22 protein-coding genes and 1 other annotated feature are annotated in these 26,318 nt (G+C 51.8%); of the genes, 16 read left to right on the top strand and 6 right to left on the bottom strand.

What is annotated here, in order from left to right; all coding sequences use genetic code 11:
* The first annotated feature begins 58 nt into the window (after positions 1-58).
* Complete coding sequence (locus BN1247_RS10445) at positions 59-2,665, top strand: endo-beta-N-acetylglucosaminidase (protein WP_231633239.1); 2,607 nt, start codon at positions 59-61, stop codon at positions 2,663-2,665.
* A gap of 158 nt (positions 2,666-2,823) precedes the next feature.
* On the opposite strand, the gene BN1247_RS10440 is transcribed toward BN1247_RS10445, so the two are convergent.
* Both BN1247_RS10440 and BN1247_RS10435 read right to left on the bottom strand, forming a co-directional pair.
* Complete coding sequence (locus tag BN1247_RS10440) at positions 2,824-4,050, bottom strand: ABC transporter permease (RefSeq protein ID WP_054950335.1); 1,227 nt, start codon at positions 4,048-4,050, stop codon at positions 2,824-2,826.
* Complete coding sequence (locus BN1247_RS10435) at positions 4,047-4,793, bottom strand: ABC transporter ATP-binding protein (protein WP_054950334.1); 747 nt, start codon at positions 4,791-4,793, stop codon at positions 4,047-4,049. The genes BN1247_RS10440 and BN1247_RS10435 overlap by 4 nt, the downstream gene beginning before the upstream one ends.
* A 316-nt stretch (positions 4,794-5,109) precedes the next feature.
* Between BN1247_RS10435 and licT the strand changes: the two genes are divergently transcribed.
* From licT to BN1247_RS10395, 8 genes are all read left to right on the top strand, one after another.
* On the top strand, positions 5,110-5,976 hold the full coding sequence (licT, locus tag BN1247_RS10430) for a BglG family transcription antiterminator LicT (protein WP_054950333.1): 867 nt from the start codon (positions 5,110-5,112) through the stop codon (positions 5,974-5,976).
* A gap of 434 nt (positions 5,977-6,410) precedes the next feature.
* Positions 6,411-7,505: a DUF871 domain-containing protein gene (locus BN1247_RS10425; RefSeq protein WP_054950332.1), complete on the top strand. Its 1,095-nt coding sequence runs from the start codon at positions 6,411-6,413 to the stop codon at positions 7,503-7,505.
* A gap of 36 nt (positions 7,506-7,541) precedes the next feature.
* Positions 7,542-9,419 carry a beta-glucoside-specific PTS transporter subunit IIABC gene (locus BN1247_RS10420; protein WP_054950331.1) on the top strand — a complete coding sequence of 626 codons (1,878 nt, stop codon included), beginning with the start codon at positions 7,542-7,544 and terminating at the stop codon, positions 9,417-9,419.
* A gap of 105 nt (positions 9,420-9,524) precedes the next feature.
* Positions 9,525-9,833 carry a phosphoglycerate mutase family protein gene (locus BN1247_RS18195; RefSeq protein WP_054950330.1) on the top strand — a complete coding sequence of 103 codons (309 nt, stop codon included), beginning with the start codon at positions 9,525-9,527 and terminating at the stop codon, positions 9,831-9,833.
* 8 nt (positions 9,834-9,841) lie between these two features.
* Entirely contained in the window at positions 9,842-10,225 is a 384-nt protein-coding gene (locus BN1247_RS18190; protein WP_054950329.1) for a histidine phosphatase family protein, read from the top strand.
* Between the two features lie 129 nt (positions 10,226-10,354).
* The gene (locus BN1247_RS10405) at positions 10,355-11,530 is read left to right on the top strand and encodes a hypothetical protein (protein ID WP_054950328.1); all 1,176 of its coding nucleotides are present in this window, start codon (positions 10,355-10,357) and stop codon (positions 11,528-11,530) included.
* Positions 11,531-11,546: 16 nt separating this feature from the next.
* Positions 11,547-12,158: a histidine phosphatase family protein gene (locus tag BN1247_RS10400; RefSeq protein WP_054950327.1), complete on the top strand. Its 612-nt coding sequence runs from the start codon at positions 11,547-11,549 to the stop codon at positions 12,156-12,158.
* A gap of 36 nt (positions 12,159-12,194) precedes the next feature.
* The gene (locus BN1247_RS10395; protein WP_231633237.1) at positions 12,195-12,977 is read left to right on the top strand and encodes a 3-hydroxybutyrate dehydrogenase; all 783 of its coding nucleotides are present in this window, start codon (positions 12,195-12,197) and stop codon (positions 12,975-12,977) included.
* Positions 12,978-12,997: 20 nt separating this feature from the next.
* Here BN1247_RS10395 and BN1247_RS17995 read toward each other — a convergent pair whose 3' ends face one another.
* The gene (locus BN1247_RS17995; RefSeq protein WP_187119767.1) at positions 12,998-13,357 is read right to left on the bottom strand and encodes an MFS transporter; all 360 of its coding nucleotides are present in this window, start codon (positions 13,355-13,357) and stop codon (positions 12,998-13,000) included.
* Between the two features lie 288 nt (positions 13,358-13,645).
* Here BN1247_RS17995 and BN1247_RS10385 point away from each other — a divergent pair, with 288 nt between their 5' ends.
* The 6 genes from BN1247_RS10385 (at position 13,646) to hpaI (ending at position 20,459) form a co-directional block, all read left to right on the top strand.
* Positions 13,646-14,314 (top strand): GntR family transcriptional regulator, encoded by a 669-nt coding sequence (locus BN1247_RS10385; protein WP_054951604.1) that lies wholly within the window; start codon positions 13,646-13,648, stop codon positions 14,312-14,314.
* A gap of 11 nt (positions 14,315-14,325) precedes the next feature.
* Entirely contained in the window at positions 14,326-15,072 is a 747-nt protein-coding gene (locus BN1247_RS10380) for a fumarylacetoacetate hydrolase family protein (protein ID WP_054950325.1), read from the top strand.
* Between the two features lie 47 nt (positions 15,073-15,119).
* The gene (hpaE, locus tag BN1247_RS10375) at positions 15,120-16,643 is read left to right on the top strand and encodes a 5-carboxymethyl-2-hydroxymuconate semialdehyde dehydrogenase (protein ID WP_054950324.1); all 1,524 of its coding nucleotides are present in this window, start codon (positions 15,120-15,122) and stop codon (positions 16,641-16,643) included.
* Positions 16,644-16,860: 217 nt separating this feature from the next.
* Entirely contained in the window at positions 16,861-18,318 is a 1,458-nt protein-coding gene (gene hpaB / locus BN1247_RS10370; RefSeq protein WP_054950323.1) for a 4-hydroxyphenylacetate 3-monooxygenase, oxygenase component, read from the top strand.
* Between the two features lie 94 nt (positions 18,319-18,412).
* A complete protein-coding gene (hpaD, locus tag BN1247_RS10365; RefSeq protein ID WP_231633424.1) occupies positions 18,413-19,432 on the top strand; it encodes a 3,4-dihydroxyphenylacetate 2,3-dioxygenase in 1,020 nt (339 codons plus the stop codon).
* Positions 19,433-19,550: 118 nt separating this feature from the next.
* Positions 19,551-20,459, top strand: a complete 909-nt coding sequence (hpaI, locus tag BN1247_RS10360; protein ID WP_054950322.1) for a 2,4-dihydroxyhept-2-ene-1,7-dioic acid aldolase — start codon at positions 19,551-19,553, stop codon at positions 20,457-20,459.
* A gap of 22 nt (positions 20,460-20,481) precedes the next feature.
* On the opposite strand, the gene BN1247_RS10355 is transcribed toward hpaI, so the two are convergent.
* Entirely contained in the window at positions 20,482-21,093 is a 612-nt protein-coding gene (locus BN1247_RS10355; protein ID WP_054950321.1) for a DedA family protein, read from the bottom strand.
* A gap of 215 nt (positions 21,094-21,308) precedes the next feature.
* Positions 21,309-21,555: a binding site (T-box leader), on the top strand.
* Between the two features lie 73 nt (positions 21,556-21,628).
* Here BN1247_RS10355 and argS point away from each other — a divergent pair.
* Positions 21,629-23,548 (top strand): arginine--tRNA ligase, encoded by a 1,920-nt coding sequence (argS, locus tag BN1247_RS10350; protein WP_054950320.1) that lies wholly within the window; start codon positions 21,629-21,631, stop codon positions 23,546-23,548.
* A gap of 100 nt (positions 23,549-23,648) precedes the next feature.
* Here the strand turns inward: argS and BN1247_RS10345 are convergent, their stop codons facing one another.
* Together BN1247_RS10345 and coaA are read right to left on the bottom strand one after the other, a co-directional pair.
* Positions 23,649-24,893: a DUF418 domain-containing protein gene (locus BN1247_RS10345; RefSeq protein ID WP_054950319.1), complete on the bottom strand. Its 1,245-nt coding sequence runs from the start codon at positions 24,891-24,893 to the stop codon at positions 23,649-23,651.
* A 332-nt stretch (positions 24,894-25,225) separates the two neighbouring features.
* Positions 25,226-26,179, bottom strand: a complete 954-nt coding sequence (coaA, locus tag BN1247_RS10340; protein WP_054950318.1) for a type I pantothenate kinase — start codon at positions 26,177-26,179, stop codon at positions 25,226-25,228.
* Positions 26,180-26,318 lie beyond the last annotated feature (139 nt).

Raw genomic sequence — 26,318 nt, 5'->3', positions numbered from 1 at the left:
TGGACGATGCAATTGTAAACGGTGGGTGGTTCTGTTTTGTTTTGTTGCTGTACTCCTCGTGTTTGCACCACTTAGTTACGCTGCACAGCCTGAATCGTCGTATTGGTATCCGGAGGATTTGCTGAAGTGGTCGCCGGAGAAAGATCCGGATGCAACGTTTAATCGGGGCACGATCCCGCTGCAAGGACGTGTGATTGGAGACAAGGTCAATGCCAACGCGACGAAAGAACCTAAATTGGTGGCGCTGTCAGCGATGTACCCGTCAACGAGTGGTGCGCCGTCCCAAGGTGGGGACTCTTTCGATGTGTACGCGTTTAACTACTGGCAATACGTCGATACGCTCGTCATGTGGGGCGGGTCGGCTGGCGAAGGCATTATCGTCCCACCGAGTGCCGACGTCATCGACGCGGCACACACAAACGGGGTGAAAGTGTTAGGCACCGTTTTCTTCCCGCCGCAAGTTTACGGGGGAAAATACGAATGGGTGGAGCAACTGTTGCAACAGGAGGCGGACGGATCGTTCCCACTCGCCGATAAGCTGCTCGAAGTTGCGACATACTACGGTTTTGACGGATGGTTTTTCAACCAAGAAACTGAAGGCGGTAACACTGAGGACGCCGCTAACATGCAGCGATTTTTGCAATACATGCAGCAGCACAAACCGAAAGACATGCACATTATGTGGTATGATTCGATGGTTGAGAACGGTAGCATCCGTTGGCAGAATGCGCTTACGGATCAAAATATGATGTTTTTTCATGATGACGGTGCAAAAGTGGCCGACAGTATGTTCTTAAACTTTTGGTGGCGGGATATGCAGTCTTCCCACGACAAAGCGAAAAGTGTCGCGCGAAGTCCATACGATTTATTCGCCGGCATCGATGTCGAAGCGAATGGTTACAACACGCAAGTGTCTTGGGACGGATTGTTTCCTGCTGGTAAAGCAGCGAAAACATCGCTTGGCATTTACCGTCCGGACTGGAGCTATAAAAGTTCCGATAGTGCTGAACAATTTTATGCTAAAGAAGACCGCTTTTGGGTAGGCGAAAACGGTGATCCACGTCATACGGACACGAAAGCCAACTGGAAAGGCATTGCCCATTATATCGTCGAGCGGTCGCCGATCGATAAACTGCCGTTTACGACACACTTTAATACAGGGCACGGCAAGTTTTTCGCTGTCGACGGGAAAGTATTGCGTGAGAAAGAGTGGCACAACCGCAGTTTGCAGGACGTCTTGCCGACGTGGCGGTGGATCGCGGACAGTGAAGGCAAAGCGTTGAAACCGAGCCTCGACTTCGATCGCGCGTACTACGGGGGCAGCTCGTTGAAAGTAACGGGCGATTTAAGCCGGGAAAACGCGACGCACCTCAAATTGTACCGCACAGACTTGAAAGTGGAGAAACATACGAAGTTGTCCGTCACTTATAAGACGCCCTTTAAACGTGCAGAGATGAAAGTCGGCCTCGAATTCGCGGACAAACCCGGTGAGTTTGTGTTCCTCAAAACGGGTCCGTTAAAGGGAAATAAGTGGGATACGAAAAAAGTGTCGTTAAATAAGTATCGCGGCAAGACGATTACGGCGGTCTCGCTCAAGTTTGACAGCAAAAAGCCGATCGATGATTTTTCGCTCAACGTCGGGCAACTGTCGATAAAAAATAAAGCTTCATTGAAAAAATTACCTCGCGTGTCTAACGTGACGATCGACAACGCGTTTAAAGAAGGTATTTACGCCGATGCGCGCGTCGCGTGGCAACCGGTGAAAAACGCCGCACGGTATGAGGTATACCGTATTCAGTCGAACGGGAAAAAAGAGTTTCTCGGGGCGACGCCGAACGACGTCTATTACGTGCCACAAATGAAGCGCCAGTCGAGCGCTGAACAAAAGACGACGTTAGAAATTGTCGCGTTAGACAAATACGACCGCCGGGGGAAACGCGCGCGTGCAACGTTCGAGTGGCCAGCTTACCCACGGCCTGCTGCTGCATTTACTGCAAATCAAACCGTCGTCGCTCCTGGTGAAGAGGTGCAATTTTTCGATCAGTCGTCGGAAGTGACACAGGAAGTTGTGTGGCACTTCCCGGGAGGTGAACCGACGACGAGTACGGAGAAAAAGCCAGTCGTCCGTTACAAAGAAGAGGGAGTTTACCCTGTAACGTTAACGGCTAAAAATGCGGTAGGCGAAGATGTCATCACAAAAGAAGCGTTCATTACCGTCACGAAGGAAGCGAAGGGCGGCGTGAAGAACTTAGCGCTCGGCAAAAAAGCGACTGCCAGCAGTTTCGTTGGCAGCGAGAAGCCAGATCTCGCTTTTGACGGGAAGGTGACCGATAACAGTAAATGGTGCGCGGTCGGAGACGCCCCCCACTGGGTAGCGGTCGACTTAGGAGAAATGCATAAAATAAGTGAATTTGTCATTAAGCATGCAGAGGAAGGTGGAGAGCCTGCGGCGTTTAACACGAGTGACTATCGCATCCAATTAAGTAGCGACGGTGAATCTTGGACAGATGTCGCCTGCGTGAATGGAAATGCACAGGGGGTAAGTAAACACGCCATTCCGTTAACGGAAGCGCGCTATGCGCGGCTCTACATTTCCAAGCCGACCCAGGGAGGGGATACCGCGGCGCGCATTTACGAGTTTGAAGTACACGGGCTTGTGAAATGATTAGCTCGTGGTCAAATAAGTAACGGATCTGTCACTTCCGTTTAGTGGCTCCGAGAGTTGGCTCGCGAATAGGGCGGGGGATCATCAGGTATAAATACCTTTCCTCCGCCCCTTTTTTCTTCCGCATCCTAAAGTGTCTCTCTAACTCTATAATTTCCCTAGACCTCGTAACTTTCATCTTTCAAGCGCCCCGGCAAATAAACAAAACTAAATGCATAACTGAACAGCAGGCCACAAGAGGCGAGCGCGAGCGCAAGTAACGGGCCTTGGTGGACGATTAAGTAAACGGCGCTCACGATCACACTTTGCACGGCGAGAGCGATACATACTAATTGGGCGAGCGCCCGTTTGTCCTCCGCCTGCTCGACCGGGTACAGCTTTAGCCAGAACGCGTGCAGATGCTTTGCCCGCACGGCGGGCAGTTGGATACCGGTAAGCGTCAAGCCGACGAGGAAGGCAGCAAAGACGGCCCACTCGGTCGGAATGAACACGATGACGATCGCCGTAATGGTCGTTAAACGCAAAAAGAGGCTGAAGTACTCGCCACTGCGCAAAAACGTCCGCGCGTACAAATAAAGGTGCGTGTTGCGCGCCCCGTAAGGAATTCGCTGCAGGAGCACGGCGAGCCACGCCCGTGCTTTTGTCCGCTGTAAAATGTGTGGCACGTCGACAAAAAAGCTGGCGAACGTGTACAAGGCATTGACGCGCCTTTGCTCCAAGGCGACGAACGTATACCACGGGTAACGATTGCCTGCGCCCACTTTACGATAGTACAGTGTGAGCATGGCGAGAATCAGCGCGGCGATCAGTGTGTACAGCAAGACGGATCCACCGTAAAACAAAGGGACGGTGAGCAGCACGTTGGCAGCCAAGCGGAACGCGATGTGTACACCGCGACCGTTTTGTAAGTGTAGCTCGCGAAAGTGGGCGTACACGTTCCACGCTTTGAACAGTGCGACAAAGGCGAGGGCGATGAGAAAACCCGTTTCATCGCCAATGCGGGCGCGGTACAGCGGAAGCAACAGTGCCATTACGGCGCCAACCTTCACGACTTGCATAAATACGCTGTACGTCAAGCAGCGGCGAAAATAATGCTGCATTTCGCTTTCCAGCGGGAGCAAAAACACGACGTCGGCCGGTTGGATAAATGTGCGTACCGACGTTTGCGTAAGGGCGAGCGACACGACGACAGCCATCAGTGCGTAGGCTGGAAAGTCAGTCGGTAGCCACTTTAGAAAGGAGACGTAACCGTATACGACACCGACCGCGGCGAGGATGAACAAGATCGGCATCCCGCCGCCGCCGGCGACGAGCATAAAGTAACGGATACCTTTGGCCGCTGCTTCGCCAAACCGCCGTTTAAAAATACGTTCGCTACTGTTCATGGCAACCGATCCTTTGCGACGAGCATGAACAAATCTTCTAAACTCGCTTGTGGCCGTTTCGCTTGCGCCTGCATGTCCGCGAGCGTCCCTTTGAGCACCGCTCGTCCGCCGTGCAACAACACGAAATGATCGCCGTACTTTTCCGCCGTCGGCAAAATGTGTGTCGACATGAGAATGCCTGTGCCAGCTTCTTTTAATTCGGAAAAAAGGTTCAACAGCGAGTGGGTGGCGAGCGGGTCGAGTCCGACAAACGGTTCGTCGACGATCAATAGCGCCGGTCGGACGAGAAAGGCACACATGACCATCACTTTTTGTTGCATACCTTTAGAAAACGTACTTGGGAACCATTTCACCATTTTACTCATTTTAAATTCGTTTAGCAGTTCGTCTGCACGCGTCTTAAACGTCGCTTCGTCGAGATGGTAAGCCATCGCCGTCAGTTCGAGGTGCTCGTACAGCGTCAGCTCTTCGTAAAGCCTAGGCGTTTCCGGTATGTAGGCGATTTGCGAACGAAAGGCGGTCGTATCTTCTTGCAGTGTCCGCCCCTTTAACGTAATCGTGCCAGAAACGGGTTGCATCAGGCCGAGAATGTGCTTGATCGTCGTGCTTTTTCCGGCGCCGTTCATACCGATTAGCCCGACCAGTTCGCGTTCGCGCACGTGAAAAGAAATATCGTGAATGACTTGCCGGTTGCTACCGTAACCACCTGTCAGTTGGCTCACGTCTAATAAACGGTTGTCCATCGATTGCCCTCTTTCCGTTTCTTAATCCGTTTTCTCTTATGCTACCTTAAGTTGGGGGATATTGTCCAACGGTTCGGCGGCAAAAACTTGACTTCACGTATTGTTTAAGGTATGGTGAAGGTGTAGGAAAAGTAAGCGTTACAATTAAAAAGGGATTGTTACTGTTCAGCAGGCAAAACCTGAGTTTGTGGGAGAAGATCGGTCGTGGTCTTTTTGTGCAAATTTGGGTTTTTTTAGTTTCTATTTGTTGACATCGGTTGATCCTATACGTGCCGAGTTGGGTTGTGTTAATAATAGTAATATAAGGACGATTTAAATGAAAATAAAAAAGGTGTTCAACAACAATGTCGCTTTGACGCAAAATGAACAAGGACAGGAAATGGTTGTGATGGGGCGAGGACTAACCTTTCAGAAGCGTGCCGGGGAGGTGATCGACCCAGCCAAAATCGAAAAGACCTTCATTTTTCATCAACCAGGCGTATCGGACAAGCTAGCTGATTTGCTACAGGAAATCCCGGAACAGTACTTGGCCCTGTCAGACCGAATTATTTCTTATGCGAAGTCGCAGTTGGAAACGCCGTTAGACGACTATTTATATGTCGCACTGACCGATCACTTAAGCTTTGCCATCAATCGGCATGAACAAGGGGTACTAATCCGCAATGTGCTGTTGTGGGAGATTAGGAAGTACTACAAAAAAGAATTTCAAATTGCTCTCACCGCTCTCAATCTTATAGAAGAGGAAACGGGAGTCAGTTTGCCCGAGGACGAAGCGGGATTCATTGCCATGCATCTCGTTAACGGTCAAAATTGCGGCGAAGGGATCGACTATATGGTGCAAGTGACGAAAATAGTCGATAGTATTTTAAGTATCGTCAAATACCACTACCATATGGAATTAAACGAGGGCTCTGTCAGTTACGAGCGCTTCCTCACTCATCTCCGTTTTTTTGCTCTGCGGTATGTGCGAAAAGAAGTGAAGTTGTGCGGGCAACTGGATAATTTTTTGTATGAACAGGTGAGAAATAAGTATGAGAAGGCGTTTCAGGCGAGTGAAAGGATCGCCTTGTTTTTGGAACGGACGTATGACTGGGTGATTTCCGCTGACGAAAAAATATATTTAACGCTGCATATTCATCGCGTGACAAGTCGGCAGGAAGTGAAGGAAGCGACGGATGAGTAACGGTGTGCGGCGTGCGAATCAACGTCAATCTCAGCGGGATCAGGTCACCGTGTTACGAACAACCGTCTGTAGGCCGACTGTGTAAGGCGTGACAATGTAATGACAGACAATATGACATACTAGTGACATAATGTTAATAAAATTGATTGTTACCCCTAGACAATATATTATAGTAGTTGGATCGACCAGACAATTGCATAAGGATTGTTACTGTTCGGCAGGCAAAACCTAAGTTTGTGAGGAATATCCGTAGCGATATTTCTGCTCTCAAATTTAGGTTTTTTTATTTTCGCCACTTGTCGATTAAAGGAGGAGAGTGAGAGGGATCATCACGACATTCGCATCGCTTAATTAGCTCGCATCGATCTGTTGGTCATCAACATACGCACTACGCAATTGAGAAAAATTAGGCACTTACAGGAGGAGAATAAATCTTGAAAAAGCATTTAGGTGTGTCGATTTACCCGCATCAATCGGATGCAACGCGAGATGTCAATTACTTGGAAACGGCTCATCGCTACGGTTTTGAGCGCGTATTTACGTGTTTGTTGTCCGTCGACGGGAACAAAGATAAGGTTTTGGCAGACTTTAAAGAGTCACTCGCCTGTGCGAACCGATTAGGGATGGAAGTGATCGTCGACATTAGCCCGCGCGTGTTAAAAGAGTTACAGCTTTCGTTTGACGACTTGTCTTTTTTTCACGAGTTAGGGGTAGCCGGCATTCGCCTCGACATGGGATTTTCTGGGTTGGAAGAGGCGAACATGACGTACAATCCTTACGGGTTGAACATCGAAATCAATATGAGTATGGGGACGCGGTACGTAGATAACATCATGTGCCACGAACCGAACCGTACCCGATTAATCGGGTGTCACAACTTTTACCCGCATAAATACGCTGGACTATCTTACGACTTTTTTATTGATTGCAGTAAAAAGTTCAAGGCACACGGTTTGCGCACAGCCGCCTTCGTCTCCTCGCAAGCAGCCGATTTTGGTCCGTGGCCGATCGTCGAAGGGTTGCCAACTCTCGAAATGCACCGGACCCTACCGATCGACGTGCAAGCGAAGCATTTGTACGCGACGGGATTAATCGAGGACGTCATCGTCGGCAACGCTTACGCTTCTGAGGCGGAGTTACAGCGCTTAAGTGAGGTCAATCGAGAAAGCATCTCGCTTGCGGTGACGTTACACGAAGGGGTTACCGATTTAGAACGGAAGATCGTTTTTGACGAATTTCACTTTTATCGCGGCGATGTGTCGGATTACATGATCCGCTCGTCGCAAAGTCGGATGAAGTTCCGCGGACAATCGTTCCCGCCGCATCATACGCAGCCGATTCAGCGCGGAGACATTTTAATCGAAAACGACTTGTACGGGCAATACGCCGGCGAGCTGCAAATTGCGCGCCGTAATATGGACAACTCGGGTAAGACGAACGTCGTTGGGCGGATCCGCGAAGAGGAAGTGTTCTTGATCGATTATATTAAGCCGTGGGGCAAATTTTCGTTTACTGAGTATAAGCGATAAATTTATGCCGCTTACTGAATAGAGGAGGAGAATGAGATGGATCATGCCAAATTAGCCCGCGACATTATGAAGGGAGTCGGCGGCGAGGAAAATGTACGCTCACTCGTCCACTGTGCCACGCGGTTGCGATTTCGGCTAAAGAGCAGGGACAAAGCGGATAAAACGCGCATCGAGCAGATGCCGGGCGTCATTCAAGTGATGATCAGCGGCGGCCAATTTCAAATCGTCGTCGGCAATGAGGTGAGTGACGTCTATCGCGAAATAATGAAGATCACTCAGCTCGATGACGACGGGGGAAAAGGTGAAGAGGAAGCTGGAGAAAAAGGGAATATTCTTCACCAGGCGATCGACATTATTTCCGCCATTTTCACGCCGTTACTCGGCGCGATGGCTGGAGTAGGTATTTTAAAAGGGCTTTTAATTGTAGTGGCCGCTGCCGGTTGGCTAAACGTAGAAAGTGGCACGTACCAAATATTAAACGCCACCGCCGACAGTTTGTTCTACTTCTTGCCCATGTTGCTCGCCTTTACCTCGGGGAGAAAGTTCGGGGCTAATCCGTACGTTGCCGTCGTCATTGCCGGTGCGTTGCTGCACCCGCAATTGATTGAAGCTTTTGGCGAGGCAGGGAAACTTTCCTTTTTCGGTATTCCGGTCGTGTATATGAATTACGCCACATCGGTCATTCCGATCGTTCTCGCCGTCTATGTAATGTCGAAGTTAGAAAAGGTGCTCAACAACTTTTTTCATTCGACGGTACGGACGTTCTTTACTCCTTTAATGTTGCTTGTCGTGATGGTACCGTTAACCTTAATCGTCTTCGGGCCCTTCGGTACGTACGTGAGCGCCTGGTTGGCGACGGGGTATTCGTGGATTTACGATAACAGTGCAATTTTAGCGGGGATGTTCTTAGGCTTTTTCAATCAAATCTTCGTTATTTTCGGCTTGCACTGGGGCCTAATCCCGATTGGGATAAACAATTTAACGCAATTCGGCTCAGATACATTTACTGCCCTCGTGGCACCTACTGTATTTGCACAAGCGGGGGCGGCCTTAGGCGTCCTGTTGAAGTCGAAACAGCAAAAAGTAAGGGCAATCGCCGCACCGGCGACGATTGCCGGCATATTCGGCATTACGGAACCGGCTGTTTACGGTGTAACCCTTCCTCACAAAGAGCCGTTTATCATGGGTGCAATCGCTGGGGCGGTTGGCGGCGCGATCTCAGGGATGTCAGGTGCTGCTTCGAAGTCGTTTGCTGTACCGGGGTTAGCGAGCCTGCCCGTCTTTTACGGGGAAGGATTCGGCATGTTTGTCGTGGCGATTGTCGTCTCCTTCTTCTTGGCGGCAGTCCTCACTTATTTGTTCGGCTATAAAGACGTGGAAGAAGATGCGCAAAGTGAACAGTCAAAAGGACAGGGCAAAAACGGACAAGGGAAAGGCGAAAATCATACGGGAATTATGGAAAGTACCATTATTTCCAGCCCCTTCTCGGGGAAAGTCGTACCGTTAGAAGAAGTGAAAGACGCCGTCTTTTCCTCACAAGGGATGGGAAAAGGATTGGCGGTCGTTCCTAGCGAGGGGCATGTGCACGCACCTGTGAAGGGGAAAGTGACCACAGTGTTCCCTACAGGACATGCGTTCGGAATCAGATCAGACAGTGGTGTAGAAATATTGATTCACATCGGGATCGATACTGTACAGCTCGAAGGCCAATATTTTTCCCCAAAAGTGAAACAAGGAGATACCGTGGAAAAAGGACAGCTCATAGCGACGTGTGACCTTGAAGCAATTGCGAAGGAAGGGTACGACCTTACAACGCCGATTGTCATAACTAATACGAATGACTATCTCGACATCGTAAGCGTTGACCCCGCGACTGTCAACGTCGGCGATCGCTTACTCACTGTCGTGAAATAACGTCTATTCAAGGGGAGGTGTTCAACATCTTCCTCTTGCAATAAATTGCGTATATCCTAAAGAGAGAATGTCGAAATGACGAGAAATAGTGGGAGGATATGGGCGATGAAAAAGAAAGGTAACGAAGTCGTCTTATATGTCACAAGACACGGTAAAACGCATTTTAACACAGTACGCCGCGTACAAGGTTGGTCGGATACGCCGCTTACCGACGAAGGTGTCAGGGTAGCTGAACAATTAGGTAAAGGTCTAAAAAAGGAAAACGTTCATTTCGATGCCGCATACTCAAGTGATTCAGGCCGTGCGCGTGAAACAGCTCGGATTGTCCTAGATTCAATAGGACAAAGAGAGTTAACTATAACTGAAAATAAAAAAATTGGGAGGCGTACTTCGGTATTTATGAAGGTGATTTAGAGGAAAAAATGTGGGGAGACATTGGTAGAGAACTAGGTTACAGGACATTCGTAGAGACGATAAAAAACTTCTCGAATTTCGGATTGGAAAAAGCGATGGCGACCGTTAAAAAACTTGATACGTTGGGTCTTGCCGAGGATTTGCAGACCGTTCGTAGGCGCGTGCAAGAGGAACTTACTCACATTGCGAAACAACAAGCTAAGCAAGGTGGCGGAAATGTTCTCGTAGTTAGCCACGGCGTGTCCATTTTGGCCATGATCTCGGTTATGACAGATGACCCTGCCAAAAACGATCAGTTAGCCAATGCGAGTGTTACTAAAATTGTTTTCCGAGACGGTAGGTTCGATGTACAAACGGTCGGTGATTTAAGTTACGTAGAAGCGGGCCAATAAAAGGACTGATCCAGACAGTTTTGCTTTTTGTTTCCCGCCAATCTTATGCCACTTAAGCGAATCAGCATGTGATATTATGTACTATATATAAAAGTAGACGCTACACGCACTCGGGAAAGGAGCGTCCACGTGCGACGATTATTAGTGACATTCTTTACAGCTATTGTGGCCATTGTGACCATTGTCGCCGTCACCAGCTGTGAACAGGCGGCCGACACGAGTGATAATGAGAAAACCGATGCTGCAGAGAACGCGAAAAAGGAGCCGTTTCGCCCTTACGAATACAACGAAGTACCCTCGCTGAAGAAACTCATTTTTTCGGATGGGTTTACGAAGTATGTGACCAAACAGCCGTACTTGCTCGGCTATAGTTATGAAGGAGATTACGTGGCGACAGTCGTTTACGACAAGCAGAAGGGAGGGTTTCTCGTCGGCATTACGCATACGGTGCGCAATCAAGTCGTCTACGAAGGGTTTGTGCCCAATAAGGAACAACTGACGAGCGGTGACCAAGTGAGTATCGACTTGTTGAGTACGGCGCAAGAGTCGCTCGACATGGGGTACCGCATTAAAGTACCTCCGGTACATACAATGCAACAACAGCCGATCTTCGAGCAACAAGGTGAAGGAGGAAGTGTGTACCAATTCCAGATCGAGGCAAAAAAAGACGATACCTTTCGCATCGTCGTGAGTGATGAAGAGGAACAGCGGTGGGTTGTCGTCAACGATCCGGCGCCGCTAGAAAAAGGGCGTCGCATCGCCGACCAGTATATGTTAGCCATTCACCCACAAATAGCGGATCGCGTAAACATTATGGTATATACGACTAAAAAAGGTGAACCGGTGACGCCGTACGTGTATACGGTCAATACGGCGCTTTTAAAGGCGAATACGTCGGAGCAGAGGGTAGAAAAAACGTTAAAGGAATGGTTGGATCATCCGGTAATCGTCTATCGCTACCCGTCGTCGGCCAACTCGCTCAGCCTACTAGCGGTCGACGGCGAAGCGAAACCGGTTAGTGACGGCTCGCCTTTGTACAGCGGTCGCGTGAATCAGTTTGTGTTACTTGACCAGAAAGGCGAGTTGGTCGTTCGGGCGGATCGGGGCGGTATATTCAATAAAAAAAAGGATACGCTCAGCGGCAAACTGACGGACGGTCAGTACGAAGTCGTGCTCGTTCCGAGCAGTGTCCCGGGGGAAGCGGAACTGCTAGTCGTCGACGTGTTTGATGGGAAAGAGCAGTTAACGCAAACGTTACAGTGGCGCTGGGATGGGGAAAAGCGCACGTTCCAACTCATAAAATAATGGGGAGCTGACATATTTGACTGCTACACAATGTTTGTTCGTCCGCCACGGGGAAACGGATTGGAACTGTGAGCGGCGCTGTCAAGGTTTTACGGACATCCCGTTAAACGATACAGGAATGAAGCAGGCAGAAAAGTTAGGTACTTACTTACAACGTACACCGATTCACGCCGTTTATACGAGTGACCTTGGACGAGCGGTGCAAACAGCGGAAAAAATTGCGCACCATCACGGACTGGAAGTGCATAAGCGGGCTCGTCTGCGCGAGCGCGGTTACGGGGAATGGGAAGGGTTGACGTGGGAGCAAATCGCAGCCCGCTATCCGGATCGCGAGGAGGTCAGGCAGGTCGGTGGGAAGTACGGAGTCGAATTGTTTGCCGCGTTACAGCGGCGGATTATCGGGGAGTTAGAGGCGTTGCTGCGGAACCATCCCGGGCAAACGGTTGTCGCCGTGAGCCACGGAGGCACGATTAATGCTTTCCTGCACGTAATGACGGACAAACGCTTAGGGACGGGCGTAACGAAGATCGTCAACACGGGTGTGACGAAAGTGACGTACAGCGCGGAAACGGGTTGGGAGATTGGCGCGGTTAACGATGTCGCTCATTTAACACGCTTGCGATCGTAACCGCGTTTCTTTTATATGTGTCGGGAGGGGAAGGTCGTGGATGTAGCTAAAGACAAAGTAGCGGTTATTACTGGGGCGGCGAGTGGGATCGGATTGGCTATCGCGAAAACGTTCGCGGCAAATGGGGCAAAAGTCGTCATTGCCGACATTGACGAAGAAAAGGCACAGGAGGCAGCTGCCGCACTGCGACATATTGGACACGACGTACTCGGGTTCGCCTGTGACGTACAGAAGGAAGCAGACATTAAGGGTATGCTAGACGACACGTTAGAACGGTTCGGGCGATTGGACGTGCTCGTGAACAACGCTGGTTCTCAGCACGTCGCGGCTATTGAACACTTTCCGACGGAGACTTTCTCACAAATGGTTGACGTTATGCTCGTCGCTCCATTTATCGCGTTAAAACACGCGTTGCCGATCATGAAGCGGCAGCAGTACGGGCGCGTGATCAACATGGCGTCCATTAACGGACTCATCGGTTTCGCGGGAAAAGCGGCGTACAACAGTGCGAAGCACGGTGTCATCGGGCTGACGAAAGTGGCGGCGCTGGAGACAGCGGACGACGGGATTACGGTTAACGCAATTTGTCCGGGATACGTCGATACGCCGCTCGTGCGCAACCAGCTGCGCGATTTGGCAATAAGCCGCGGCGTGCCGTTAGAAAACGTGCTCGCGGACGTCATTTACCCGCTCGTTCCACAAAAGCGGCTACTTACGCCCGAAGAAGTGGCTGCGTACGTCTTATTTTTAGCGAGTGACGCCGCGCGGGGCATTACGGGCCAAGCGGTCGTCATCGACGGCGGTTATACGGCGCGATAAGGTATGAGGATCGCTGTCTATCATTCATGCTCACGATTCAATGGCACGCGCTTATTTATAGTCAACTGTCCGAGTAAGGCGACGAGTACGAAGCACCCTGCAACATACGGGAGGAGGGCGGGGGTTAATCCGGCCAGCATCGCCACTCCTCCAAGGGTGGAGCCGACAGCACCCCCTAAGTAATTGGCAGAACTGTTTAAGGCGACCGCAGCAGCGCCGTGATTAGGTTGTAACTGAAGCAACACGTGTTGCTGCGGCGCTTGTGAAGCCCATCCGACAGCGCCCCACACCATGAAGGGTAAGAATGCGAGTACTGGAAATGTCAACCCGAAAGGTATCGAGAACATAGAAACAGCTAACAGAAATAAAATACTGCTCATCAGCACCCGCGGTCACCCCGTGCGATCGATGAGCGCACCGATCGAAACACTTCCGATGACCCCACCGATTCCCCATGCCCAAAGGTAGGGCGTCGTTTGCTCATTATTTGCCAAGTTTTGTAGGACAGTTGCGAGATACGTGTATAAACCTAAGCTAGCTATACTTGCTATAAACGTGATACCGACGGTCGCAGCCACTCGTCGAATGTTTCTCCGCGTTTGGGGTTTAGATTTTTTATTAACCTTTCTCGGTTGACTCCATGTAGCAAATCATATATGATTACGAATATGAAACGAACTAATGGCAATACACAAAACAAGCAAGAGAAGTCGTACGAGTTAATTAAGGCACGAATTTTGGATGGGACGTATGGAGCCGGTTATCGGCTCGTCATCGATCGGTTGGCGAAGGAGCTCGGGTTTAGTGCCATCCCGATTCGCGAAGCGATTCGGCGGTTAGAAGCAGAAGGGTTTGTCGAATACGAGCGGTTTAGCGGCGTGCGCGTGATCAAAATTGACGAAGGCGTGTATATCGAGACGCTGCAAGTACTTGCCGTGCTCGAAGGGTACGCGACTGCGTTAGCTTGCCAGCACTTGACCGCGCAAGACTTCGCACAGTTGCGGGCGATTAATGAGCAGATGCGCGGGGCGCGGGAGTCGTTTGACTTGACCGCTTACAGTGCGTTCAATCAGCAGTTTCACCAAGTTGTATTAGACGCTTGTGGACAGTCGTATTTGCGGCATGAAATCGAGAGCGCGCAAGAGCGGCTCGACGCCGTACGCACGACAGTATTTATGCTCATCCCACATCGCACGACCGATTCAGTCGCGGAGCACGAGCAGTTGATCCGCTTAATGGAACAGCGCACTGATGCAAATGAAATCGAACGGTTTGCACGGGCACATAAGCTGGCGACGATGGAAGCGTTTAAACAGTGGCAAAAGGAAAAGAAATGAGGAGGGATTGCGTGAAGCGGGCGCGTTATATAGCAAATGGCCGCATACATAGTGGCACAGTTGTCGAAGACGGGATCTTGCTCGATGCACGCGGCAGCACAGTGGATTCGAAGGAGGTCGTTTGGCTGCCGCCAGTGCAGCCGGGCAAAGTGATCGGTTTAGCGCTAAATTACGCTGATCACGCGGTGGAGTTAAAGTTGGATGTGCCGAAGGAACCGGTGCTTTTTTTCAAGGGAGCTAACACGTTTATCGGGCATGAGCAACCGGTCGTTTATCCGCAGGGCGCCCGATACATGCATTACGAAGTGGAGCTCGCCGTCGTCATCGGGACGGCTGGGCGCAACATTAAGCGGGAAAATGCGCTCGAATATGTAAAGGGTTACACGATTGCGAATGACGTGACGGTACGCGACTTTGTCGGCAATATGTATCGGCCGCCGATTCGGGCGAAAGGATTTGACACGTTCGGGCCGATCGGGCCGTGGATGGTCGACCGCGACGACATCGCCAATCCGCACGCCATCGGCTTGCGCACGTATGTGAACGGGGAACGGCGCCAGGAAGGCAACACGCGTGACCTCATTTTTAAAATTGACGAGCTCATAGCGTTCATTAGCTCCTTTATGACGCTGGAACCGGACGACATGATATGGACTGGTACTCCGAAAGGCGTGTCCCACGTTTACGCCGGCGATACGATGGCGTTAGAAATCGATCACATCGGGCGGTTGGAAAACACGGTCGTCGCTGAGGAATGATTCATGTTTTAGCGAATACAGGTTAAAGGGGTTAGGAGGGGGACGCAATGACTGTCGAAGTAAAGCCAGCCCAACATTTCATTGACGGGGAGTTTTGCGATGGAGAACAGCAACTGACATTTCCGACGCTAAACCCGACGACGAACGAAGTAATTACGGAGGTGGCAGAAGGGACTGCTGCTGACATCGAGCGAGCGGTTGCAGCTGCAAGGCGTGCGTTTCGCGACGGACCGTGGGCGACGATGACCGTGCAGGAGCGGGTGCAACTGCTGCATGCGATCGCAGACGGCATTGAAAGACACGGAGAAGAATTGGCGACCTTGGAGACGTTAGACACGGGGTTGCCGATTGCGCAGGCGCGCGGGCAGGCGGCACGCGCCGCGAGGAATTTTCGTTATTACGCAGAAATGGCGACTCATCTGACGGGTGAGTCATATCCAGTCGACCACACCTTTCTCAATTATACGATGCGCCGTCCCGTCGGCGTGGCTGGCCTTATCACGCCGTGGAACACGCCGCTTATGCTGTCGACGTGGAAAATCGCTCCCTGTTTAGCTACCGGGAACACCGCAGTGTTAAAACCGGCTGAGTGGTCACCGCTCACGGCGACGAAGCTGGCGGAAATCGTGCGCGATGCAGGTGTGCCTCCGGGCGTATTCAACGTCGTGCACGGATTTGGCGAGACTGCAGGGGCGGCACTCGTCGCGCATCCACACGTTCCGCTTATCTCGTTCACGGGAGAATCGGTGACGGGGAAAGAAATTATGCGCAACGGGGCGAGCTACTTAAAGCGTTTTTCCATGGAATTAGGCGGAAAGTCACCTGTCGTCGTCTTTGACGATGCAGACGTGGAGCGGGCAGTCGATGCGGTCGTCTTTGGCATTTTTTCTTTAAACGGCGAGCGCTGTACGGCGGGATCGCGCCTTCTCGTCGCCCGTTCCTTATTAGAGACTTTTGCGGAGCGGTTGCAGGAGCGGGTGCGACACATTCGCGTCGGCGATCCGTTCGACGAACAGACTGAAGTCGGCCCACTTATTCACGCCGATCATTGTGCCCGGGTCAAAGCATACATTCAGAGCGGGGAAGCGGAAGGTGCCCGCGTTGCGGCGAAAGGAACAAATCCCGCGCACCTATCTCGCGGTAATTTTGTCCCCCCCACCGTGTTCGTCGCAACGACGCACGACCTGCGTATCGCGCAGGAAGAAATTTTTGGCCCGGTCCTCGTCGTCGTACCGTTTGACAGTGAGGAAGAAGCAGTCCGGTTAGCGAATGACGTGTCATACGGCTTAGCTGCTTACGTGTGGACGGACGACTTACGGCGCGCCCACCGCGTCGCCCAAGCGATCGATGCGGGCATGGTGTGGGTCAATTCACACAACGTGCGCGATTTGCGCACGCCGTTCGGCGGGACGAAAATGAGCGGCATCGGACGGGAAGGCGGCTTACACAGTTTTGAGTTTTTCACGGAATGGAAGACAGTGCACGTCGCTCTAGGCCAGCACCCGATTCCACGCTTCGGGGATCAGCAAGAGGCGGAAGAAGGGAGCGCCCTGTCTCCAAAACAAAAGTGACGATACCGTGTAACGATGCGTGTGGGATTGTCTTAAGATCGCGTCGTGCGGGTGGTTTTATCCGTGTAGAACACATCATAGAAAACATGGTCAACAGGTAAGAATGGGAGGTTGCAAGCACGCGAGATTTGTTTTGTCTACTGTCAAGTTCGTTGACCGCTGGCTATGTCGATGGGAACAGTAAGCGAATACGTACGCTTAAAAAGGAGTGAGAACGATGGGAGCAAAAACGGGGGTGCAATATATCGAACGCCTCGACCGCGAACCGCGCGACGTCTGGATTAACGGGGCACGCGTCGAGGGAAAAATATCAGAGCACCCGGCATTTAAAAACGTCATTAAAAGTATGGCCCGCTTGTACGACATGCAACACGATCCCGACCTCGTGGAACGAATGACGTACGAGGAAGGCGGGGAGAGGTACGGCATGTCGTTTATGGTGCCGCGAACGGTGGACGACTTAATCAAACGGCGGCGAATGATGAAGCAATGGGCTGACGACAGCGGCGGAATGATGGGGCGCTCGTCGGACTACTTGAACAGTGCCGTCATGGCGATGGGGCAAGCGGCGAGTTACTTTGCCCAAAACGATGCGCGCTTTAGTGACAACGTCCGCGCCTACTACGACTATGCGCGCGCGAACGATTTGACGTTGACCCACACGCTTATCAACCCGCAGGCAAACCGCAGCGTCGGTGCGAGTAAACAGTCCGACCCGTACCTCGCCGCCCGCATCGTCGATAAAACACCGCGAGGTGTCATCGTGCGCGGGGCGCGCATGCTGGCGACACAAGGACCGATCAGCGACGAAATTCTCGTGTTTCCTTCCACTGTGCTCAAAGGGGCTGCCGAAGACGATCCGTACTCCTTCGCCTTTGCCATTCCGAGCAGCACCCCGGGCTTACGCTACATATGCCGCGAGTCGTTCGACTACGGCTTCAGTCACCACGACCACCCCCTCGGTTCGCGTTTTGAAGAAATGGATGCCGTCGTCGTGTTTAACGATGTCCTCGTCCCTTGGGATCGTATCTTTTTACTCGAAAATGCCTCGCTCTGCAACAAGATGCATGCGGAGACGAACGCCGTCGTACACATGACGTACCAAGTGTTACAAAAAAATATCGCCAAAGCGGAGTTTATTCTCGGCATTGCCGAAAGCATTGTGCAGACGATCGGCATCGGCCAGTTTCAACACGTACAAGAAAAAGTGGCCGAAGTCATTTTGGCGGTGGAAACGATGAAAGCGTTTGTACGGGCATCGGAGGCCGATGCGGCGCTCGACCCGTACGGGGTGATGACCCCGGCGTGGTGGCCGTTAAACGCGGCGCGCAACGTGTTTCCGAAAACGTATCCTCGCCTCGTCGAAATTATTCAGTTGCTCGGGGCTAGTGGGTTAATGGCCATTCCCGGGGATGCGGATCTCGAAAGCGGTGCCGGAGACGACATCGATAAATACCTCGTCGCTCGCAATTCCGGGGCGCGAGAGCGGCTGAAACTGTTCCGCCTCGCCTGGGATGCGGCGCTAAGTGCCTTTGGCTCGCGCCAGGTGCTGTATGAACGGTATTTTTTCGGCGATCCGGTGCGCATGTTCGGCGCGCTGTACCAATCGTATGACAAGGCGCCTGCGGTCGCTCGAGTGAACGAGTTGCTGGCGCGGGAAACGGTGAAGGCGTAGTGCACTGCTGTCACATTCCACCACATGCCGTTACATTTTAAAATAAGTTGGTTTTCGGGTCAAACGAGAGGGAAGGGGGAGCAAGGTGGGTCGTATGCCAAGGGAAGGGAAGGGTGTTCCGGGGGATGACATGCGCATTCTCCGCAGTGCATTTGCTGAGTTGCACGTGACGGATCTCGCGCGGTCGCGTCACTTTTACGTCGACATGCTCGGGTTGATCGTTAGTGGAGAGACGAAGACACAGCTTTATTTGCGCGGTGTGGAGGAGCGCGTCCACCACAGTCTCGTGTTGACGGAGGCGCCGCGAGCGGCAGTCGGGCGGCTCGGGTTTCGCGTTGCAAGAGCGAACGATCTGGAACATCTGTACGACTTTTACGCGAAGTGCGGGTGTAAGCCACGCTATGTCGAAACGGGTAGGATGCGCGGGCAAGGGTTAAGTGTCGATGTGCAGGATCCGTTCGGGTTTCCACTCACTTTTTTTGCCGATATGGACGCAGCGCCGTCGTACATGCAACAGTATCATTTACACCGCGGTGCGGCGGTGCGGCGCATTGATCACTTTAACTGTTTTGTGCCTCAATTGGCAGCAGCGTATCGCTTTTGGCACGATGAACTGGGCTTTCGACTGAGCGAATATGTGGAAACGGATGACGAACCGCGGGAAAAAGTGGCCGTTTGGTTGTTTCGCAAGCCGTCGGTGCACGATCTCGCTCTGATGCAAGGTGACGGTCCGCGCGTCCACCACATCGGTTTTTGGATGGACGACGTGAACAGCATCATTCGCGCGTGTGACATTTTGGGGGCGGCAGAAATGCACGAGGCGATCGAGCGGGGGCCGGGGCGGCACGGCATCTCCAACGCTTTTTTCCTCTATTTGCGTGACCCGGACGGTCACCGCATCGAACTGTACACGAGTGACTATTTGACCCTCGACCCCGACTTCCAACCGATTCGCTGGAGTGCGACCGACCCGCGGCGACAGACGTTGTGGGGACATCGAACGCCGGACAGTTGGTGGCGCGAAGCGTCGCCGGTTGCGCGCCTCGACGACGATGCGCTCGTCACGCCGCAAACTGCGGCAGCAGTCGACGGCATTGAGCGGCACATCAAATAGGGCAACGCACGCTGGACGTAAAAAGCATTTCATACAAACAATGGCAATCGTGCAATCGCGCGTTACGGCGACACGCTATCACGCGCATCACGCGCTATGCTTAACGGAGGGGATAAAAATGGCGCTAGAAGTGGAAAAATTTAAAGGGTCCATTTGCCCGATGGTGACGCCGTTTACGGACGACGGGCAGTTCGATGAAAAAACGTATCGCGAACTGATCGAGTGGCAAATCGACAGCGGCAGTCACGGCATTTCTTGTTCCGGGACGACGGGAGAACCGAGTTCTCTCACTCTCGACGAACGGAAGTATTTGTACGAGGTGACGGTCGATGCGGTGAAAGGGCGGCGGCCGACGCTACTCGGCACCGGCTCGACGAATTTTGAGGAAACGATGCATTTGACGACATTTGCGGAGAAAATCGGTGCCGATGCCGTCATGGTGATCGTCCCTTACTACAACAAACCGTCGCAAGAAGCGCTCTACCGTCACTTTCGCGAGGTAGCGGACGCAATCGACATCCCGCTCGTCATTTACAACATTCCCGGGCGCACCGGGGTGAACATGGCGCCACAGACGATGGCGCGCTTGCGCCGCGATTGCCGCAACATTATCGGCGTGAAAGAGTCGAACAAAAACTTTGAGCAGGTCAGTCACGTGTTGCACAAGTGTGGCCGCGATTTCCACGTCTACTCCGGGATCGAAGAGCTGTGCTACCCGATGCTGACGTTAGGCGGGGCTGGTCACATTAGTGCCACCGCAAATGTGATGCCGCGCGAAGTAGCCGAGCTGTACAACTTGGCGGCGCGAGGACAGTGGAAGGAGGCGCTCGATTTACACTACTACTTGCTAGATTTAAACGAAGCGCTCTTCTGGGAGACAAACCCGGGCCCGCTGAAAGCGAGTCTCGCGCTCATGGGTAAAATTCGCCCCGTCATCCGTAAACCACTGGCTTTGCCTATGGATGAGGTACAGCAAAAATTGCGCAAAGTGCTTGACCGTTACGATTTAGTTGCGTGTCCGAAGTGAGGGGGATTTACGTTTTCATTTCTTATTCGCCTTTCGGTGCGGACTTAACGGCAGTGTATACTTTGACCGCGAGTGCTATTGTTGCGATTAGTAGCAAGGCGTAAAGGGCGTACCAGCCAAATTGGTTGACGAGGCGCCCAATTTTTTCGATGTGTGATCCGAAAAGGAAGCCGAGGACAAAATAAAGGGCGGTCCATGCACATCCGGTCGTAAACGAGAATAACGTGTAACGGCCGAATGACATTTTGTTCATGCCGACGAGATAAGGTACGAGATGCCGGACAAAAGGAAAAAAATAACTAATACAGAGAGCGAACGGCCCGTATTTGTCCAATAAATGCCGTGACTTGTCGACGTATTTCTGCCACTTCTTTTTTCGAAGCAGCTTGTCGAGCAGCAGCGTACCAGCCACTCTACCGATGAGGTAACCGATCGTCAATCCAGAAATAACGCCGAGGTAGGTGACGAGGAAAGAGGGGACGGGCTGGAGGAGTCGCATCGCCGACACCGCGCCTGCACTCATGACGATCACTTCGTCAGGGATCGGCATACCGACAATCCCAAGCCATAAACTAATAAACAGGGCGATGTAGCCATATTCTGTAATCCAATGAATAAAAACACTCGTATCCATTACTTGTCCCCTTTTGTAGTAATCATTTCCGTAAGAGAAACGCATACGCTCAGGGCGTATTGGCGTGTTATAGTTATTATACGATAAGCTGTCCGTTTTGTAGAAGAGGCTTTGGAGGAACAGTATCTCGCCAATCCGACCACATAACACTGTTTTCAAATGTGTGGCGTAGTTGCGACTAGCGGCCTGAATCGGTATAATGAGCAAAACGACAGATGCGATCGATGATGAGGACAGTAGTTTATCGCGGGCGGTGTGCAGCGAGTCGGGGAACGGTGAGAGCCCGATGCACCGGCGGTAGATGAAGCGGACCTTGTAGATGTACACCTGAACGACGTGCGCTTAGTAGGGTGTGCCGGGAAAAGCCCGTTAACGCTTCAAGTCCGTGTGACGAAAAGTAGGCTTCTACGGAAGCAATAAGAGTGGTACCGCGGGAGAAGGCAATAACCTCTCGTCTCTATGTGTTGAATAGGGATGAGAGGTTTTTCTTTTTTCTTTTATAGAAAATGTCCGTTTACGAAAGGATGGGAGCAAGATGGATGTAAAAAAACAAGTGGCACAAATACTTACCTCTGCTGTGCAATCGTTAAACGGTGCCGAAGTGGCAGTGGCGGATATATACCGTTTATTGGAAACTCCGCCTAACCCGACGCTCGGTGATTTCGCCTTGCCGTGTTTTGCGTTGGCCAAACGTTTTCGTCGCCCACCGCAAGCAATTGCCGCACAGCTGACAGCGTATGTACATGGCGAATGTGTGCAAGAGGTGGCGCAACATCCTCGGGAAAAATCGGTTTCAGAAAAGGCGATGCAAGCTCCAATACAAAAGGCGGAGCAAGTCGGGGCTTACGTCAACATATTTCTCAACCGGACTCGCGTCGGGCAGGCGGTCGTCGCGAACGTACTCGCGGAGGGGCCCGGGTACGGCTCGTGTGACATTGGCCGAGGAGAGGCGGTGCCGATCGATTTTTCGTCACCGAACATCGCCAAGCCATTTTCTATGGGGCACTTGCGTTCGACGGTGATCGGCAACGCGCTCGCCAACATGTATGCAAAGTGCGGCTATCGTCCGGTGCGTATCAACCACTTGGGCGATTGGGGCACGCAGTTCGGAAAACTGATGGCTGCCTACAAACGGTGGGGAGATGCGGCTGAGGTGGAGAAAGCACCGATTCCCACCTTGCTCGCACTATACGTCCGCTTTCACGACGAAGCGGCAACTTCCCCGTCCTTAGAAGCAGAAGGGCGCGCGTGGTTTAAAAAATTGGAAGACGGTGAGGCCGAAGCAGTCGCACTGTGGAAGTGGTTTCGCCACGAGTCGCTGCAAGAATTCCAAAAAATATACGACTTGCTCGGGATCAGCTTCGATTCGAGCGACGGCGAGGCGTTTTATAACGATAAAATGGATGAGGTCGTCGCCTTGCTCGAGCAGAAACAGTTGTTAGAACGGTCGGAAGGCGCAGACGTCGTGTCCCTCGCCGCATATGACTTGCCGCCGTGTTTAATCAAAAAATCGGACGGAGCTACCTTGTACGCGACGCGCGATTTAGCGGCCGCGCTGTACCGCTACAGGACATACCGTTTTGCACACGCCCTGTACGTCGTCGGACACGAACAGCGGCTGCACTTTCAGCAACTGTTTGCCGTGTTAAAGAAAATGGGCTTTGAGTGGGCCGAACAGATGGCGCACGTCCCCTTCGGGTTGCTGCTACAAGACGGGAAAAAAATGTCGACGCGCAAAGGGAAGGTTGTGCTATTAGAACACGTGCTCGAGCGGGCGATTGCGAAGGTGCGTGAGCATATCAAACGGGCAAATCCATCGCTTGTGGATCCTGAAACGGTGGCGCGACAAGTCGGAGTCGGTGCCGTCATTTTTAACGACCTGAAGCATAATCGCTTAAACGACATTGAGTTTTCGCTCGACGACATGCTCACCTTTGAAGGGGAGACGGGGCCGTACGTGCAGTACACCTACACGCGTGCGCGTTCGCTGTTGCGGAAGGGTGGCGTGCGATTGGAACAACGATGTGTCGCTGGTGACGCTCTCGTGAATGACAGTCTGCAGTTAACCCTGAACAAAGATGCGTTAGTGGCAGCCGATGGGCAGTCGGGGCGCGGTGAAGGGCGGTTAAGGAGTAGCGAGGGGCTGCCTGGCGAAAGCAGTGATATGCCACAGCGAAAGGACGTGTATGGCGACGCGAAAGCGTGGGCTGTCGCAACGGCGCTCATGAACTTTCCGCACGTCGTACGCCGAGCGCTAGACGACAACGATCCGTCGCAAATAAGTAAGTTCGTGCTCGATTTAGCCCAAGCGTTTAACAAATATTACAGCAGTGTGCGCGTTTTGGCAGGAGGGGAAGGAGAGCGGCATGCAAAGTTAGCGCTCGTCGCCGCAGTCGCCATCGTGTTGCGCGAAGGGTTGCGCCTTCTCGGCATTGCCACTCCCGAACAAATGTAGGTCCGTAAGTGTTGGCTGGAACAGACGTAAGACTGAATAAACGTGGTCCGGCTAAACGTATGGACGGACCGGATAAACGTAGCTCTGGGCAAGTGTTGGTTCAAATGAGTGTCGACCGTTCCGTCGCTGGACGCCGTAGCGGCGGAACGGACATGTAAGTGAACACCCGCCACACCCATTCGAGTGGACCAATGCGGAAGTAGCGCAACCAGAGTGCACTCAAGCCCATTTGCAACACAAAAATCGCACAGACGAGCCATACGGCGGCGAACGGCCCAACTTTGCCGAACAGCCCGAAGCCAAAACTGTAAAAAATCGTCGTACAGAGTAGTGACTGGAAGATGTAGTTACTGAACGCGGTACGGCCGACAGCCGCGAACGGATCTAACACTTTCCGCCAGCGAGGGCGTGTAAATAAGAGGACGAGTGCCGTTATGTAAAACAGTGCAAGCAGCTGCCAGCTAAGCAAAATCGGCACCGTGTCTACGATGGCGAGCAGGCGCGGCGATAAAGCGAAGTTATATGGCACTAACTGGATGAGCATCGGTAAAAATGCGAAGAATAAACCGAGGCTACCGCATACGGCACCGATTTTTTTCAACGTCGTGCGATGGGTGGTGACGTCGTGTAACAACCGTCGCTTGGAAAAATACGCGCCGAGTAAAAACATGCTCAGCAGTTGTGGATAAAAGATGAGCTGGTTTATAACACTAGCGTTCCAATCAGCGATGCGCTGCGCGGCGATTTTCGTGTACGTCCCATTGCCGTAAATCGCTTGATCGTGAGCTTGCTGCGCCTTCCCTGTTTTTTTTACCTCAACTTGCGCTTGGTCTGAGGCAATGAGTTGATCGGTTGGAACGACTAAATTCGACAACGTGAACAAGAGCGGAACGAGTAACGCCAACACGACAATCCAGGTGAGTAACGTTTTTGCACGACAGTTATGAAATAAGAGGAGGGCGAAGCCTAGCAACGCATAATGGAATAAAATATCACCGTACCAAATGAGTAGGCCGTGGATGCCCCCGAAAATCGCGAGTGCGAATAAACGGCGTACATAGAGGCGGCCGAAGCGCTTCCCTTTTGCCAGTACGCTTTCTTTGAATAAGATGGTGCCGAAACCAAACAAAAAAGAGAAGATACAAAGGAACTTACCATTAACGAACAGTTCGATAACCTTCTCTGTCACGCGGTCTGCTGTCCCCGTCCAAAGTGGCACACCGGACGCGATTGCCGTCTGCGATGAACTGAAGAAAAAAATATTGACGAGCAAAATGCCGAAAATCGCTAAGCCGCGAATGACATCGATCACTTTGATCCGGTTTTTAACATGGAGTGAATGCATACTACGAACCTCCCAATAGTAAGCGTTTGCAATCACTCTACTAACTGCAGTTTAACTGTTGTTAAACGCTGCCTTAAAAACAGCTTAATTCTCACCCTAATTTTTAGGATTGGGCGCTTATACCTTCTGCAAGCGTATGTAGCGAAAGAGGAGAAGTAACGCTATTTGATCAAAAGCTTACCTGGCCCCATCTCACAGGGGACAGGTAAGCCATGCGCATAAGCGCCTAACCGCCACATAGCTGGACACAAAGGAATGTTAGTTATGCACTCATTCGTCGTTTCACCAAGGGCAACTTACCGTGTTATCCGGGTCAATCCGGTCAACACTTACTACAACTTCCGCAGCTTCACTTCCTGTATGTCGTGGTTCGGCCCTTTACGTAAAATAATGTCAGCGCGCGCCCGGGTCGGCAAAATGTTCATCAATAAATTGCGTTCGTTAATTTCGCGCCAAATGGACAGCGCCTTCTCCGTCGCCTCATCGTCAGATAAATCGGCGTAACGACGGAAGTACGACGTTGGGTCTTTAAACGCCGTATGCCGCAGCAGCTTAAAACGCTCCACATACCATCGCGAAATGTCTTTCACGTTTGCGTCTACGTAGAGTGATATATCGAAAAAGTCTGATACAAACAATTGCGGTACGGGGCCATTTCCGTTTCTCGTCCGCGTTGTTTGTAACACGTTTAGCCCTTCTACGATGACGATGTCCGGCTGGCGAATGACTTGGTATTCGTTCGGGACGATATCGTAAACGAGGTGGGAATAAACAGGCGTCACAACTTCGGGATTTCCCGATTTTACTTCCGCCAAAAACTTCATTAAGGCGCGAATGTCATAGCTTTCGGGGAATCCCTTTCGCTTCATCAAACCGCGCTTTTCGAGTTCGGCGTTCGGGTACAAAAAACCGTCTGTCGTCACGAGATCGACCTTCGGGTGATTCGGCCAGCGCGAGAGCAACGTTTGTAAAATGCGGGCGGTCGTACTTTTGCCGACGGCGACACTGCCAGCGATCCCGATAATGTAGGGGACTTTCTCCTCGGGAACGCAGAGAAACCTTTTCGTCGTTTGGTACATGTGTTGACTGTTGGCGACATAAAGGTTGAGCAGCCGCGATAACGGCAAATAAACGTTCGCTACTTCGTCCAGTGACACTTGTTCGATGAGTCCGAGTAACTTATTTAATTCAGCTTCTGACAATAGAAGTGGCGTCGAATTTCGCAACTGTCGCCATTTATCGCTAGTAAAACTCATATACGGGGAAAATTTCTTCGTCTTTTTCATGTGATGGCCCCCATTGGCATGATCGATCAAGCGAATCGTTAGTACAAATGGTCATAAAAAAATGGACAGATTAAGCCCGTTAAGCCCGTAAATATTCACATGACCATTATTTTAACAAAAAAGTAACGCCGTTTAAACT

This window comes from Numidum massiliense, assembly GCF_001375555.1.
Lineage (GTDB): Bacteria > Bacillota > Bacilli > Thermoactinomycetales > Novibacillaceae > Numidum > Numidum massiliense.
This window is presented reverse-complemented; position numbering and strand designations above follow the sequence as displayed.

Excerpts from the sequence above, each read along its gene's own strand:
- BN1247_RS10440 (WP_054950335.1), bottom strand. The coding sequence starts at position 4,050 with ATGAACAGTAGCGAACGTATTTTTAAACGGCGGTTTGGCGAAGCAGCG.
- licT (WP_054950333.1), top strand. The coding sequence starts at position 5,110 with ATGAAAATAAAAAAGGTGTTCAACAACAATGTCGCTTTGACGCAAAAT.
- coaA (WP_054950318.1), bottom strand. The coding sequence starts at position 26,179 with ATGAAAAAGACGAAGAAATTTTCCCCGTATATGAGTTTTACTAGCGAT.
- BN1247_RS10385 (WP_054951604.1), top strand. The coding sequence starts at position 13,646 with ATGAAACGAACTAATGGCAATACACAAAACAAGCAAGAGAAGTCGTAC.
- BN1247_RS17995 (WP_187119767.1), bottom strand. The coding sequence starts at position 13,357 with ATGAGCAGTATTTTATTTCTGTTAGCTGTTTCTATGTTCTCGATACCT.
- hpaE (WP_054950324.1), top strand. The coding sequence starts at position 15,120 with ATGACTGTCGAAGTAAAGCCAGCCCAACATTTCATTGACGGGGAGTTT.
- hpaB (WP_054950323.1), top strand. The coding sequence starts at position 16,861 with ATGGGAGCAAAAACGGGGGTGCAATATATCGAACGCCTCGACCGCGAA.
- hpaI (WP_054950322.1), top strand. The coding sequence starts at position 19,551 with ATGGCGCTAGAAGTGGAAAAATTTAAAGGGTCCATTTGCCCGATGGTG.
- BN1247_RS10420 (WP_054950331.1), top strand. The coding sequence starts at position 7,542 with ATGGATCATGCCAAATTAGCCCGCGACATTATGAAGGGAGTCGGCGGC.
- BN1247_RS10345 (WP_054950319.1), bottom strand. The coding sequence starts at position 24,893 with ATGCATTCACTCCATGTTAAAAACCGGATCAAAGTGATCGATGTCATT.
- hpaD (WP_231633424.1), top strand. The coding sequence starts at position 18,413 with ATGCCAAGGGAAGGGAAGGGTGTTCCGGGGGATGACATGCGCATTCTC.
- BN1247_RS10355 (WP_054950321.1), bottom strand. The coding sequence starts at position 21,093 with ATGGATACGAGTGTTTTTATTCATTGGATTACAGAATATGGCTACATC.
- BN1247_RS10435 (WP_054950334.1), bottom strand. The coding sequence starts at position 4,793 with ATGGACAACCGTTTATTAGACGTGAGCCAACTGACAGGTGGTTACGGT.
- argS (WP_054950320.1), top strand. The coding sequence starts at position 21,629 with ATGGATGTAAAAAAACAAGTGGCACAAATACTTACCTCTGCTGTGCAA.
- BN1247_RS18195 (WP_054950330.1), top strand. The coding sequence starts at position 9,525 with ATGAAAAAGAAAGGTAACGAAGTCGTCTTATATGTCACAAGACACGGT.
- BN1247_RS18190 (WP_054950329.1), top strand. The coding sequence starts at position 9,842 with ATGTGGGGAGACATTGGTAGAGAACTAGGTTACAGGACATTCGTAGAG.